The 14024-nt window shown below is 53.1% G+C and carries 12 protein-coding genes; 6 read left to right on the top strand and 6 right to left on the bottom strand.

Annotated features, from left to right (window positions below; all coding sequences use genetic code 11):
- Window positions 1-93: 93 nt before the first annotated feature.
- Window positions 94-540 carry a YcgN family cysteine cluster protein gene (locus DK872_RS21005; RefSeq protein WP_007371656.1) on the top strand — a complete coding sequence of 149 codons (447 nt, stop codon included), beginning with the start codon at window positions 94-96 and terminating at the stop codon, window positions 538-540.
- A gap of 369 nt (window positions 541-909) precedes the next feature.
- Here the strand turns inward: DK872_RS21005 and dsbB are convergent, their stop codons facing one another.
- The gene (gene dsbB / locus DK872_RS21000) at window positions 910-1440 is read right to left on the bottom strand and encodes a disulfide bond formation protein DsbB (protein WP_035887433.1); all 531 of its coding nucleotides are present in this window, start codon (window positions 1438-1440) and stop codon (window positions 910-912) included.
- A gap of 329 nt (window positions 1441-1769) precedes the next feature.
- Here dsbB and fadR point away from each other — a divergent pair, with 329 nt between their 5' ends.
- A complete protein-coding gene (fadR, locus tag DK872_RS20995; protein WP_007371658.1) occupies window positions 1770-2489 on the top strand; it encodes a fatty acid metabolism transcriptional regulator FadR in 720 nt (239 codons plus the stop codon).
- 36 nt (window positions 2490-2525) lie between these two features.
- On the opposite strand, the gene DK872_RS20990 is transcribed toward fadR, so the two are convergent.
- Window positions 2526-4058 (bottom strand): SpoVR family protein, encoded by a 1533-nt coding sequence (locus tag DK872_RS20990; protein ID WP_035887431.1) that lies wholly within the window; start codon window positions 4056-4058, stop codon window positions 2526-2528.
- A gap of 318 nt (window positions 4059-4376) precedes the next feature.
- Here DK872_RS20990 and DK872_RS20985 point away from each other — a divergent pair, with 318 nt between their 5' ends.
- Both DK872_RS20985 and dadX read left to right on the top strand, forming a co-directional pair.
- Window positions 4377-5675, top strand: a complete 1299-nt coding sequence (locus tag DK872_RS20985) for a D-amino acid dehydrogenase (RefSeq protein WP_007371660.1) — start codon at window positions 4377-4379, stop codon at window positions 5673-5675.
- Window positions 5676-5693: 18 nt separating this feature from the next.
- A complete protein-coding gene (gene dadX, locus DK872_RS20980) occupies window positions 5694-6764 on the top strand; it encodes a catabolic alanine racemase DadX (protein ID WP_007371661.1) in 1071 nt (356 codons plus the stop codon).
- A gap of 15 nt (window positions 6765-6779) precedes the next feature.
- Here the strand turns inward: dadX and DK872_RS20975 are convergent, their stop codons facing one another.
- Window positions 6780-8513 carry a potassium/proton antiporter gene (locus DK872_RS20975; RefSeq protein WP_007371662.1) on the bottom strand — a complete coding sequence of 578 codons (1734 nt, stop codon included), beginning with the start codon at window positions 8511-8513 and terminating at the stop codon, window positions 6780-6782.
- 121 nt (window positions 8514-8634) lie between these two features.
- A complete protein-coding gene (gene ldcA, locus DK872_RS20970; protein ID WP_007371663.1) occupies window positions 8635-9546 on the bottom strand; it encodes a muramoyltetrapeptide carboxypeptidase in 912 nt (303 codons plus the stop codon).
- A 101-nt stretch (window positions 9547-9647) separates the two neighbouring features.
- Between ldcA and emtA the strand changes: the two genes are divergently transcribed.
- Window positions 9648-10259, top strand: coding sequence for a membrane-bound lytic murein transglycosylase EmtA (emtA, locus tag DK872_RS20965; protein WP_007371664.1), 612 nt, complete (start codon window positions 9648-9650; stop codon window positions 10257-10259).
- Here the strand turns inward: emtA and DK872_RS20960 are convergent, their stop codons facing one another.
- Window positions 10260-10991 carry a flagellar brake protein gene (locus tag DK872_RS20960; protein ID WP_007371665.1) on the bottom strand — a complete coding sequence of 244 codons (732 nt, stop codon included), beginning with the start codon at window positions 10989-10991 and terminating at the stop codon, window positions 10260-10262.
- A 211-nt stretch (window positions 10992-11202) separates the two neighbouring features.
- Here DK872_RS20960 and DK872_RS20955 point away from each other — a divergent pair, with 211 nt between their 5' ends.
- Complete coding sequence (locus DK872_RS20955) at window positions 11203-11457, top strand: GlsB/YeaQ/YmgE family stress response membrane protein (RefSeq protein ID WP_007371666.1); 255 nt, start codon at window positions 11203-11205, stop codon at window positions 11455-11457.
- A 49-nt stretch (window positions 11458-11506) separates the two neighbouring features.
- On the opposite strand, the gene DK872_RS20950 is transcribed toward DK872_RS20955, so the two are convergent.
- Window positions 11507-13207 (bottom strand): alpha,alpha-trehalase, encoded by a 1701-nt coding sequence (locus DK872_RS20950; RefSeq protein WP_007371667.1) that lies wholly within the window; start codon window positions 13205-13207, stop codon window positions 11507-11509.
- Window positions 13208-14024 lie beyond the last annotated feature (817 nt).

Below are 14024 nucleotides of genomic sequence, written 5' to 3'. Positions count from 1 at the left end.
GGCAATTTGCCGCCTTAATCCGGCGGCAAAACTTGCATCCGCATGCCAGACTGGTTATAAGGTGCACCCTGGATTTCAATGGCGGATTTCATCATGAGCGACACTCCTTTCTGGCAAAGCAAAACTCTCGAACAAATGACGGACGCGGAGTGGGAATCGCTGTGCGACGGCTGCGGTCAGTGCTGCCTGCATAAACTGATGGATGAAGACACCGACGAGATCTACTTCACCAACGTTGCCTGCCGTCAGTTGAATATCAAAACCTGCCAGTGTCGCAACTACGAGCGGCGCTTCGAATACGAACCGGACTGCATTAAGCTGACGCGCGAAAATCTGCCCACCTTCGAATGGCTGCCGCCGAGTTGCGCTTACCGCCTGCTGGCTGAAGGGAAATCGCTGCCGCTGTGGCACCCACTGCGTACAGGTTCGAAAGCGGCAATGCATGCGGAGCGTATCTCGGTACGGCATATTGCAGTGAAAGAGTCGGAAGTCCAGGACTGGCAGGACCATATCCTCAATAAACCTGAATGGGCGGATTGATCTGCCGAAGCCTCTGTCACGAAAATAAAGCGTTAATTTATTAAGCAGCAATTAATTGCTCTTCACCTTCACGTTTTATATATCGTCGAAATATCACCTGAGATTTTCAGTGAAATTAATGGCGTACGCAGTCAATTAAATCTGAAGCGAAGCGTCAGACGATCTTTAGCTGTTGAGGCTGGTAATGCAGTGAGTCATTGCCGCGCCTGAAAGCAGAATGGATACATTGACTGCCCGCCTCCACGGCTCTTTTTTATACTAAATCGCAAACAGTTCGCCGTTGTTTTTTCAACGACTGACGCTGATAACTGCCACGGTTTTGCACCCGGTAGGTGAGGCATAAAAAAACGCTCCCGAAGGAGCGTTTTTTTAGCGACCGAACAGATCGCGTTTTTTCGGTTTGAACGGCTGGGCGATCAGCACCAGCAGAGCGACAATCAGATAAGCAACAAAAATACCCAGCAGCCATTGCGGCATGTCCAGCGTCAGAAACTCCCACTGACGTTCTGCACAATCACCTGTAGCAACAAACACTTGCGGTAGCCATTTATTGAGAGGTAGCCACTCAGGAAAACGCGCGGCGAAATCGCAGGTCATAAACGGCGAAGGGTGCAACTGAATCATCGTATGCTCCCAGGCGAGCTGGATACCGCGAAAAGCGCTGTAAATCCAGATAACCAGAGCGACATAGCGGAGCGGCGTTTTAGGTGCAATGGCTCCCACAATACCTGCGCCCATCACGCCAAATAGCGCACAACGTTCATAAATACAAAGCACGCAGGGTTTCAGCAGCATCACATGCTGGAACCACAGCGCGACCATTTCAAGTGCAAACGCAGTGAGTGCCATAAGAATCCAGGCACCGCGCCCACGCGAGCACTCATTTAAATATCGCAACATAATCTTTTCCCTGGAGATGCGTAGACAACGCAGTGTAAACGAAATCATTGTAGAGGCCACTAGCAGGCATCAAAATAATACGTAATCGAATGTTTATCATGCGGAATGTCAAATTGGGAATAAACTTGCTGCTATTTTGCGCGAAACAAAATATTGATAGATTCTGGTTTGTTTCAAATGAAAGGCCTGCTTAAAACAGGGTTAAGCCTTGTAAAATCACGAAAATGGAGATGCGATCCCTTTTTTTCTTCTTGCCGTACGCTACCTGCCCCGGACGGGGTCTGGTATGATGAGTGTCCTTTGCTTAGCTGTGTAATGGAAATTTGTCTATGGTCATTAAGGCGCAGAGCCCGGCGGGTTTCGCGGAAGAATACATTATCGAAAGTATCTGGAATAGTCGCTTTCCGCCAGGATCGATTCTTCCGGCTGAACGCGAACTCTCTGAACTGATCGGCGTCACTCGTACCACGTTGCGCGAAGTGTTGCAGCGTCTGGCACGTGATGGCTGGTTGACGATTCAGCACGGCAAACCCACGAAAGTGAATAATTTCTGGGAAACATCGGGGCTGAATATTCTCGAAACACTGGCGCGTCTGGATCACGAAAGCGTTCCTCAGCTGATCGATAATCTGCTGTCGGTGCGTACCAATATCTCAACGATTTTTATTCGTACGGCATTCCGCCTGCATCCGGATCAAGCGTTGCAGGTATTGGCCAAAGCGCGCGAGGTGGAAGATCACGCCGATGCGTTCGCCGATCTCGATTACAACGTTTTCCGTGGGCTGGCGTTTGCCTCCGGCAACCCGATCTATGGGCTGATCCTCAACGGCATGAAAGGGCTGTACACACGCATCGGGCGTCATTACTTCTCCAGCCCGGAAGCCCGCAGCCTGGCGCTGGGTTTTTATCACCAGCTTGCCGAAGTGTGTGAACAGGCACAGTACGAAAAAGTCTATGAGCTGGTGCGTCGTTACGGCCATGAAAGCGGTGAAATCTGGCACCGTATGCAAAAAACGATGCCTGGCGATTTAGCATTGCAGGTCCGTTAAGCAAAAAAAACCCTCTGCGTACAGAGGGTTTTTTCGTTACAGGCTGCTCTGGCGGGGCGGGCATCTTTCCAGCAGTTCCACGCTGCCATCTTCATTTTGCTGCTCCAGCAGCACATCAAACCCCCACAGGCGATGCACGTGTTTCAGAACTTCGCGGCGGCCTTTATCCAGCGGCGCGCGGTTATGCGGAATATAACGCAGCGTTAATGAGCGATCGCCGCGCAGATCGACATTCCAGACCTGAATGTTGGGTTCCAGGTTGCTGAGGTTGTACTGCGACGACAGGCGCGAGCGAATTTCCCGGTATCCCTCTTCATTATGGATTGCCGCGATCTCCAGGTAGTTATTGCGATCGTCATCCAGCACGGTAAAGAAGCGGAAATCACGCATGATTTTCGGCGACATAAACTGGCTAATGAAGCTTTCATCTTTAAAATCGCGCATGGCGAAATGCAGCGTGTCCAGCCAGTCGGAACCGGCAATATCCGGGAACCAGTAGCGGTCTTCGTCCGTCGGCGACTGGCAAATACGCTTAATATCCTGGAACATGGCAAAGCCAAGTGCATACGGGTTAATCCCGCTGTACCACGGGCTGTTATAGGGGGGCTGGAACACAACGTTAGTGTGGCTGTGCAGGAATTCCAGCATAAAGCGGTCGGTCACTTTCCCTTCGTCATAGAGATGATTAAGGATGGTGTAATGCCAGAAAGTCGCCCAGCCTTCATTCATTACCTGCGTCTGTTTTTGCGGGTAGAAATACTGGCTGACTTTACGCACGATGCGCAGGATCTCACGCTGCCATGACTCCAGCAACGGCGCGTTCTTCTCCATAAAATAGAGCAGGTTTTCCTGCGGCTCAGACGGATAACGGCGCGCTTCGGCGATGGTTGGCTCCTCTTCGCGTTTCGGCAGCGTACGCCACAGCATATTCACCTGGCTTTGCAGATACTCCTCGCGGCTTTTCTGCCGGGCTTTCTCCTCCTGCAACGAGATTTTTTGCGGACGTTTATAGCGATCCACTCCGTAGTTCATCAACGCATGGCACGAATCGAGCAGCTTTTCGACTTCATCGACGCCGTACCGCTCTTCGCAGTCGGTAATGTATTTCCGCGCGAAAATAAGGTAATCGACAATCGAACTGGCGTCGGTCCAGCTACGGAACAGGTAGTTATTCTTAAAGAAAGAGTTGTGCCCATAGCAGGCATGCGCCATCACCAGCGCTTGCATGGTGATGGTATTTTCTTCCATCAGATAAGCGATACACGGGTTGGAGTTAATGACAATCTCGTAAGCCAGCCCCTGTTGCCCGTGTTTATAGAGCCGTTCGGTTTCAATGAATTTCTTACCAAACGACCAGTGAGGGTAGTTGATTGGCATACCGACGCTGGAGTAGGCATCCATCATCTGTTCTGAAGTAATGACTTCAATTTGATGCGGATAAGTATCCAGGCGATAAAGTTTTGCCACCCGGTCGATTTCGGCCAGATAGACATCCAGTAGATCAAAAGTCCAGTCGGGTCCATCACTCAGACGAATAGAGTCCTTATTCATTGAGTCAATCGTAGCCATTAGCGCGCCCTCATTGTTAGAACACTCTCTGTATGGAGCGTCTCATTTCAAGCATAGAACACGCAATCAATTCTGTACGTCAGGGCACTTTTTTTGTTCGCGATTTTTGATCCTGTCACCGGCCTTAATTGCTGCTTTTGCAAAATTTTATACTGCGGCGAAATGTCGCGCAGCAGGAGATGCTAAATAATCGCAGGCCTTGTGATACGGCGAGGCTGTGAGGAATGTCACCATAAAAAAGCCATATGTTGAATAATATTTTCATCTGGGTTATCAATTTGTAATTAGACGATTGTGCTTTACTCACAGGAGAGGGATATGCGAGTTGTTGTATTGGGAAGCGGCGTTGTGGGCGTCGCCAGTGCCTGGTATTTGCGTCAGGCGGGTCATGATGTCACGGTCATTGATCGCCAGCCTGGTCCGGCACAGGAAACCAGCGCCGGTAATGCCGGGCAGATTTCCCCCGGTTATGCCGCGCCCTGGGCCGCGCCGGGTGTGCCGCTGAAGGCCATCAAATGGATGTTCCAGCGCCATGCACCGCTTGCTATCAGCCTTGACGGCACCTCATCGCAGCTGAAATGGATGTGGCAGATGCTGCGTAACTGTGACGCCCGTCACTATGCAGAGAACAAAGGGCGTATGGTGCGGCTGGCAGAGTACAGCCGCGACTGCCTGAAGTTGCTACGTGAGACAACCGGTATTCAGTATGAAGGGCGGCAGGGCGGTACCTTGCAGCTCTTCCGCACCGCTGCACAGTATGAAAATGCCACCCGCGACATTGCCGTGTTGCAGGATGCAGGCGTTCCTTACCAGTTGCTGGAATCCGCACGTCTGGCTGAGGTAGAGCCTGCGCTGGCGGAAGTGGCGCACAAATTAACCGGCGGCCTGCGTTTGCCAAATGATGAAACCGGCGACTGCCAGCTTTTTACTCAGCAACTTGCCAGCATGGCAGAGCAGGCCGGGGTGGTCTTTCGTTTCAATACTCCGGTGGATCGTCTGCTGTATGAAGGCGAAAACATCTATGGCGTGAAGTGCGGCGAAGAAGTGGTAAAAGCCGATGCGTATGTGATGGCCTTCGGCTCCTGGTCAACCGGACTGCTGAAAGGCATCGTTGATATTCCGGTATACCCGCTGAAAGGCTACTCGCTGACGATTCCTGTCGCGCAGGAAGACGGCGCGCCGGTTTCCACTATCCTCGATGAAACCTACAAAATCGCCATTACGCGCTTTGATAAGCGTATTCGTGTCGGCGGCATGGCGGAAATTGTCGGTTTCAACACCGAGCTGCTGCAACCGCGTCGCGAAACGCTGGAAATGGTGGTACGCGATCTCTTCCCGCGCGGTGGTCGCGTTGAAGATGCGACATTCTGGACCGGCCTGCGTCCGATGACGCCGGACGGTACGCCGGTTGTTGGCCGTACGCCGTATAAAAATCTGTGGCTCAACACTGGTCACGGTACGCTGGGCTGGACGATGGCCTGTGGTTCCGGCCAGTTGCTCAGTGATTTAATGTCCGGCAAAACGCCTGCTATTGCGGCTGACGATCTCTCCGTTGCCCGCTATTTACCCGGCTTTACCCCGGCACGCGCACAGCATCTGCATGGCGTTCATAATTGATAAATATAAGGAAAAATGATGTCTCGTCCGATTATGGCCTCGCTGGACTTGCAGGCGTTGGGCAATAACTTACAGGTCGTGCGTCGGGCTGCGCCAACAGCTAAGGTCTGGTCAGTGGTCAAGGCGAATGCATATGGTCACGGTATCGATCGTGTCTGGCGTTCGCTTGCCAGCACGGATGGTTTTGCGATGCTGAATCTCGAAGAGGCCATTTTGCTGCGTGAACGCGGCTGGAAAGGGCCGATTCTGATGCTGGAAGGTTTTTTTCACGCCGATGAATTACCGCTATTCGATAAATACCGGCTGACCACCAGCCTGCACAGCAACTGGCAGATTAAGGCGTTACAAAATGCGCAACTGCAAGCGCCGCTGGATATCTATCTGAAGATTAACAGCGGCATGAATCGCCTTGGCTTTATGCCGGATCGCGTGCATACCGTGTGGCAGCAACTGCGGGCGATTAACAACGTAAGCAGCATTACCCTGATGTCGCACTTTGCCGAAGCTGAACGCCCGGACGGCATCGCCGGGCCGATGGCGCGTATTGCGCAGGCGGCGGAAGGGCTGGATGCGCCGCGATCGTTGTCCAACTCTGCGGCGACGCTATGGCATCCTGAAGCGCATTTCGACTGGGTGCGTCCGGGTATTGTGCTGTATGGCGCATCGCCTTCCGGTCAATGGCAGGATGTCGCCAACAGCGGTATTCGGCCGGTGATGACGCTCAGCAGCGAAATTATCGCGGTGCAAACGTTAAAAGCGGGCGAAACGGTCGGTTATGGTTGCCGCTATCGCGCGAGCGAGGAGCAGCGTATCGGTGTGGTGGCCTGTGGTTATGCCGATGGTTATCCGCGCATTGCGCCTTCCGGCACGCCGGTACTGGTCGATGGAATTCGCACCGGCACGGTCGGCGCGATTTCGATGGATATGCTTACGGTCGATTTAACGCCTTGCCCGCAGGCCGGTATCGGTACGCCGGTTGAACTGTGGGGCAAGGAGATAAAAATCGATGAAGTCGCTGCGGCGGCAGGCACGGTTGGGTACGAACTGATGTGCGCACTGGCGCCGCGCGTGCCTGTTGTGACGGTGTAACTTACCGCGGGGCGGTTATTCCGCCTCGTCTTCTGCTACTCTGACGCCCACTTTTAACACCGCGTTGTCGGCTTTTTCGGCCACAGTCCAGATCATTCCGGCAAACTCAACCTGGTCGCCTACCACCGGTGCTGCGCCCAACAGTTGCTGTACGATATCGCCCAGCGTTTGCTGATTATCGCGGTGCTCAAGCCCTTCCTCCAGGCCGTAAATAAGTGCCACGTCGGCGAATTTTGCATCGGCTTCGAGGATAAAATCGCCAAAGAAACGCTGATCCAGCGCGACCGGCGGCGACTGGCTAAACAGCTTGCCGAGCGCAGGGAGATCCCGCTCGCGCCCAATGACACACAGTACATCGCCTTCCCGCAACCGCGTGCTGCCGGTCGGATGCAACAGACTGTTACCGCGAAACAGCGCCGCAATACGCGTCTCTTCCGGCATGTGCAAATCACGCAACGCCGCGCCCACGCACCATTTATCGGCGCTGAGCTGGTAGACGAACTGCTCGAAGGGATTATCCGGATGAATATCCAGCCCCACGCGAGAAACAGGCCAGCCGACCGGCGGCACCACCACCTTGGCTTTTTTCGCTGCCCAGGTGAGCGAGGTCCCCTGGAACAGCAACGAGATCAGCACCACGAAGAAGGCAACGTTAAAGAACAGCCGCGCATTATCCAGCCCGGCCATCATCGGGAAGGTAGCGAGAATAATCGGCACGGCGCCGCGCAGCCCCACCCAACTGATAAACACGCGCTCACGCAGATTGAAACCGCGGAACGGCAGCAGGCTGGCGAACACCGACAGCGGACGGGCGATAAAAATCATCCATGCGGAGAGGATCAGGGCAGAGACGGCAATCGGCAGCAGATCGGACGGCGTGACCAGCAGGCCCAGCACAAGGAACATAGCGATTTGCGCCAGCCAGGCCAGACCATCGAAGTTTTGCAGAATCCCGTAACGATTGCGGATCGGCCGGTTGCCCAGCACAAAACCACATAAATAAACGGCCAGAATGCCGCTACCGTGCAGGGCCGTCGTCAGGGAAAAAACCAGAATACCACCGCTGAGCGCCAGTAGCGGGTAGAGACCTGGCGGCAGGGCGATACGGTTGATCATCTGTTGCAGCAGGTAGCCGCCCGCACCGCCCAGCAGAATGCCGAGACCAAACTCCTGCACGATATGCACCAGGAACATCACATCGAGATCGGCTTTGTGCTTCTGGATCATCTCAATCAGCGTGATGGTCAGGAAAACAGCCATCGGATCGTTACTGCCCGACTCGATCTCCAGCGTGGAGCCAACGCGTTCGTTCAGCCCTTTGCCCCCCAGCAGCGAGAACACCGCCGCCGCATCGGTGGAGCCGACAATCGCGCCAATCAGCAGCCCTTCCATCAGGTTGAGCTTGAACAACCACGCAGCCATCATACCGGTAAGGCTGGAGGTGACCAGCACACCAACAGTAGCGAGCGAAAGCGCAGGGCCGAGCGCAACACGAAAGGAACTGGCGCGGGTTCGCATGCCGCCATCCAGCAAAATGATCGCCAGCGCGAGGTTACTGACCATATAAGCCAGCGGGTAGTTATCGAACGGGATCCCGCCGATACCGTCAATGCCGGCTAACATACCGATGACCAGAAAAATGACCAGGATAGGAATACCAAGGCGGGAAGAGAAAGAACTCAATAAGATGCTACAGGTTACAAGAACAGAACCCAGAATAAACAGACTAATTATCGCCTCAGCGTCCAATGTGGTGCTTCTCCTTAATCCTCGCCAGTGGGAATCCCCCGGGCCGGAAACCCGGGGTTGGTAACTTCACTTCATAATAACGGCAGAAACAGTGTTTTAATAAGAACATTAAGCACTTTTTTTACCCGGAGATCACAGGATGACCGGTCAGCGTCAGGCGTGTTTTATCAGTATGTTGCAGCTGAGCAAACGCGCCTAACGGCAGGGTTACCGTTTGCGGCTCATGGCCGAAGGCCAGCCCGCTAATGACCGGGATAGTCAGCTGTGAACGCAGGTAATCCACCATCTTTGTAAGATTGTAGCCCGCATCATAATCGTTAGGTTGCGCGTGGGAGAAACTACCGAGAATGAGCGCCTGCTGCTGCGCCAGAATTCCGGCGTGCAGCAGTTGCAAAAGCATTCGCTCAACGCGGTAAGGATGCTCATTAATATCTTCCACCACCAGAATGCCGCCCGGCATTGACGGCAACCACGGCGTGCCGATAAGTGAAGTTAGCATCGCCAGATTCCCGCCCCACAGCGTGCCTTCAACATGGCATCGTGGGCCAACGCCGTTCCACTCGATGCTGAAGGTCGGGTTGGTCAGTGCGCGCCAGAAGTGCTCCTGCGTGAAGGCATCCAGCGTGTCTGCGCCGAAATTACCCGCCAGCATCGGCCCGCTAAAGGTAACCACCTTGCCGGTTGCCAGCAGACCAAGCTGGATAGCCGTAAAATCACTGTGGCCGCATATCAGCAGCGGTTGTTGTTGCTGACGCGCTGCGATGCCCTGCCAGTCGATATCAGCCAGCAAACGGCTGGCGCCATAGCCGCCGCGCACCGCCATCACAATCGTATTATTGCCCGCCAGGGTTGCCAGTGCGTTGATATCGGCCAGACGCTCTTCATCGCTGCCGGCAAACCGCTCGCTGCGCCGGGTGATGACGGATGGATTGGCAATGTGATGCCCCTGCTGCGTCAGACGTTCGACGGCAAGTGCCGCCGCGTGCTGATTAATGCAATAACCGGAAGGGGCAATCAAATGGATGGTGGACATGGCATTTCCTTGCTGACATCTATAGGGAAACAGTTATCATGCCGCTAACCTGTATCGTTGTCATCCGTAGTGATGAGCCCCTCGAAGAAGGATTTGTTGGCGTGAAATTAAGATGGTTTGCTTTTTTAGTGGTACTTTTGGCCGGATGTAGTTCAAGACAAGATTACCGCCAGCCGGACTGGAATCCGGAAGTGCCGGTGAAACGGGCGATGCAATGGATGCCGATCACCGAAAAGGCGGGCGCGGCGTGGGGTGTCAGCCCACGGCTGTTGACGGCGATGATTGCCGTGGAATCCGGGGGAAACCCGAACCTGGTGAGTAAATCCAATGCGGTGGGGCTGATGCAACTGAAAGCGTCAACCGCCGGACGTGAAGTCTACCGCTATATGGGATGGAGCGGTCAACCCTCCAGCAGTGAACTGAAAAATCCCGAACGCAATATTTCCATGGGCGCGGCCTATTTAAGCATTCTCGAACACGGGCCGCTGGCGGGGATCCGCAACCAGCAGGTGATGCAGTACGCGCTGGTGGTCTCCTACGTTAACGGCGCCGGGGCATTACTGCGGACGTTCTCGTCGGATCGCGACGAAGCGATTGATGAGATCAATGATTTGAGCGCTGACGCTTTTCTGAAACACGTGGCGGAAAAACACCCCGCGCCGCAAGCGCCGCGCTATATCTGGAAAGTTCAAAAAGCGATGGATGCGATGTAATCAGCGCACCCGGTTGGCGCGTTCGCGCGCCTCGCGCTCCAGGGCGAAGATAATGCGCTGGAGCTCGCGCTCAACGCCGGGGCTGACATTCAGAAAGCGGAAGCTCAGGCGTGGCGTAACGATGGTGCTGTTTTTCCCGTCCACCACTTTGCGCTCGCCGACCGCAATCAGCTGTGCGTCAAAATAAAATTGTCCCCAGGACGCCATGTCCAGTTCCACCTGCGAAAAGCGCATGCCCGGTTGCAGTGCTGCGGGTAATTCGCCATCCAGCAGGGCGCCCATCCCTCCCAATGAGAGATCGAACAGGCGAAAGCGGATCTCGCTTTTGTCCGGCATCAACGCTTTACAAAAATAAGCCGGATGGAGCGGGGCGCTGATGCGGAAATATTCACGGCGCTGAATAAACCACAGCGAATCCGGCAGCGAGGTAATAAATGCCGGCAGCGCCTGGAAATCACCGGCTGCGAGCCCGGGCAGTGTAAATTCAACCTTGGCGCCTTGTGTTTCAGCGGTAATGGTCACTTTCCCTGCACGCTGCACTGCGTTGTTCTCATACTCCTGGCTACCAAAATCCATCACCAGCTCTTCCGGATTGACTTCCAGTATCTTACTGATGAACTGACCGCTGCCCCAGGTAATGCAGACAGGCACCTGGTTTTTTTGCAGATCGCGCAAAACACCCAGTACGGCCAGAGGATTCTGTTTCAGGAACTGCTCACTGTAATTGCTCACGCCGAATGGCTCCTTGATGACTGACACACCGTCGTTGGGTTATCGGCAATTTCAGACAGAACTTAATACAAATATTGCGAAAAATTTTCCCTGAAGAGTGGGATTAAGTCTGTGAGATGAAAAAGTTTTGTCGCCGACAACTATACTGTAGCTAACGCGCCGCCATTGTGGTGCGTGCATGTAAACGAAACAAGCAGAAGGAGAGAGTAAAATGGGCATTCTCGCGTGGATTCTTTTTGGTTTGATTGCTGGCATTATTGCTAAATTAATCATGCCCGGACGGGATGGCGGCGGATTTATTCTGACTTGTATTCTGGGGATTGTGGGGGCGGTGGTTGGGGGCTGGCTGGCTACAACGTTTGGTTTTGGCGGCGATATTACCGGCTTTAATCTGCACAGCTTCCTTGTCGCGGTCGTCGGCGCTATTGTCGTGCTGGCAGTGTTCAGGCTGTTGCGCAGAGATTAAAACTTACGCTTCAGTAAAAAGGCCGCAATTGTTGCGGCCTTTTTCATGTTTACTGCGCGGCTTTTTGTTCGGCAGGCGCAGGTTGTTGTGAGGCGGATGCCGGTTGCGTTTGCGGCACGTTGTCGCAGGGTTTCTCTTTCGGGCACACCAGATCCAGCATTTTCAGCGTGACGCCGTTAGTCCAGCCAAAGCCGTCCTGCAGAGGATACTCTCCACCGCCGCCGCCTGTACCGGTGGTGCTGACATCATATTTTTCCACCAGTTTTTTCTCACGGTCGTAGGTGTGCTGAACATTGGTCAGGAAGCGCCAGCTCACTTCCTGCGAAAGTTTCTGCTGCTGGTAATTTTGCAGCCCCTCGGCGGCAACCCATTGCAGTGGTGCCCAGCCGTTAGGCGCATCCCATTGTTGCCCGCTATTCACGGTAGTTGTGGTGATGCCGCCGGGTTTCAGCAGTCGCGCTTGCGTGGCGGCAGCGACTTTATCCGCACGATCCTTCGCCGCCGCGTTGACAAACAGCGGGAAGAGCGCCGCTGCCGTAAGCTGGTTTCTGACTTTATGGGTTTTCAGATCGTAATCGGCGTACCAGCCCTCTTTTTCATTCCACAGATTGGCTTCAATACCTTTCTGCCGAGCGGTGGCAAGGGCTTCATAGTGACTGGCCTTTGCGGCATCACCGGAAACCTGATAGCCGCGGGCAAGCATTTTTTCCATTTTGAACATCAACGCGTTCAGATCCACGGGCACAATGCTGGTGGTTCGAATGGTACCGAGCTGCTGCGGGTTATCCATCCAGCGCGAGCTGAAATCCCAGCCCGAGGCGGCAGCGGAACGCAAATCGCGATAGATCTCCGTGGCGGGGCGGTTAGGGTTATTTTTCGCCGTAGTGACATCATCAAGCCACGATTCCGGACGCGGCGTATCGCGGTCGTCCCAGTAACGGTTTAACACGGTTCCGTCATTCAGCTTTACCACGCGCTGGCTGGCCTGACCCGGTTGCAGGCTATCGACGCCTTCCATCCAGTAGCGATATTCTTTTTCCATCTGCGGCAGCCAGGTTTTCAGCGCCTCATCGCCATCATGGGTAGCCAGCAGTTCGACCATTAAGGCGAAAAACGGCGGCTGGGAGCGGCTCAGATAGTAGGTGCGGTTACCGTTGGGAATATGTCCCCAGGTATCAATTTCGTGCGCGAAGTTGGTCACCATATCGTTGATCTTGTCCCAGTGTCCGCTTTCAGCGAGGCCCAGCATCGTAAAGTAGCTGTCCCAGTAATAGACTTCGCGGAAACGACCGCCAGGCACAACATAAGGTTTTGGCAGCGGCAGCAGGGAATCCCATTTACCGGCGCTATCGGTTGTGCGTGTCAGCACGGGCCACAGGCCGTCGATATGCTCGCGCAGGCTTTGGCCTTCAGGCGGAACATAGGCTTCGCCTTCTTTCGGTAAGGTAAAGTTAACATCAACGAAGTGGCGCAAATCGAAACTGGTCTGGTTACGCTGCATACGATAATCCGCGAGGATCATCAGCGGATCGCCTTTGGGTACAGCATCTGCAAAGGTTTTTTGATCGGGAAAGAGTTTGGCGCTTTGCACATCATTAAACAGCGGGCCGAGCAGGATATCCGGTGATTGCTGCGCATTCGGGGCGTCTGCGGACAGCGCCTGAGGAACAACAGCAAGTAATGCTCCACCTAAAACGACGTGCATTGCTAGCAACAGCGAGCGCGGCTGGCGCATAACAGGTTTTATCATCAATCATTCTCCTTGAGCTGGCGCATCACGGCACCGCTGACATCAATCTTGTCCAAACCTTAGTCGAATATCAGATAAATCGCGTGCTCCGTTTGGCATTTTGTACGATTCCAGACTATTTCCCCGTCTGATTACGACGAAAATGCGGTTTTTTTCCGCAGAAGTGTGACGAAGGTTGATCAATACGGCTGAGTTATTTTTAGCGATCAAATATGCAGAGAGCAAAAAATAGACAATATTGCGGCAAATCGACATGGCTGAAAGGTTTCATTTAATGTGGATTCAGAGGCGGTTAAGCACCGCTAAATAATTTCATACAACGAATGTTCTCGCGCGAAACAATCTGCGGTACCGCTATGAAATAGTTTTGTACGTGACTATATATGCCCGGTAAATAGATGCTTTTTGCTCAATATATTTCGCCAATACTGACAAAAGAATCCGAAATAGGGCGTGAAAGCTCTTAAACCCTGCATTTAATCTGGAATTGAGACTACCAGATATTGTAGTATTTATTCGTATATTTATGCTTTTAGGATTACTCTTATCACATTATTTTCAGTATATGCTAAGAAAAGAATGATAGGTATTATCTATTTAATTTCAGTGGGTTATGGATTTGCATTTTAATAAACTGGCGCTATGGACAGCTATCTTTAATAATTCTCTCCTCAAGTGAAATTTTTTCTTGAGAATTGTCCTAATTTGCAAAAAAATTAAATAATCCTATTTCAACAGGTCGGAGATCATATTGAATTGAATAATCCTATCTGTAAAATCGTGTCATGATAGTCAATGAAAAGTAATAATATTGCGG

The organism is Kosakonia sp. MH5, assembly GCF_009935945.1.
GTDB classification, from domain to species: domain Bacteria; phylum Pseudomonadota; class Gammaproteobacteria; order Enterobacterales; family Enterobacteriaceae; genus Kosakonia; species Kosakonia radicincitans.
Note: the sequence above shows the minus strand (reverse complement) of the source record. Positions and strands in the feature narration are given on the sequence as shown.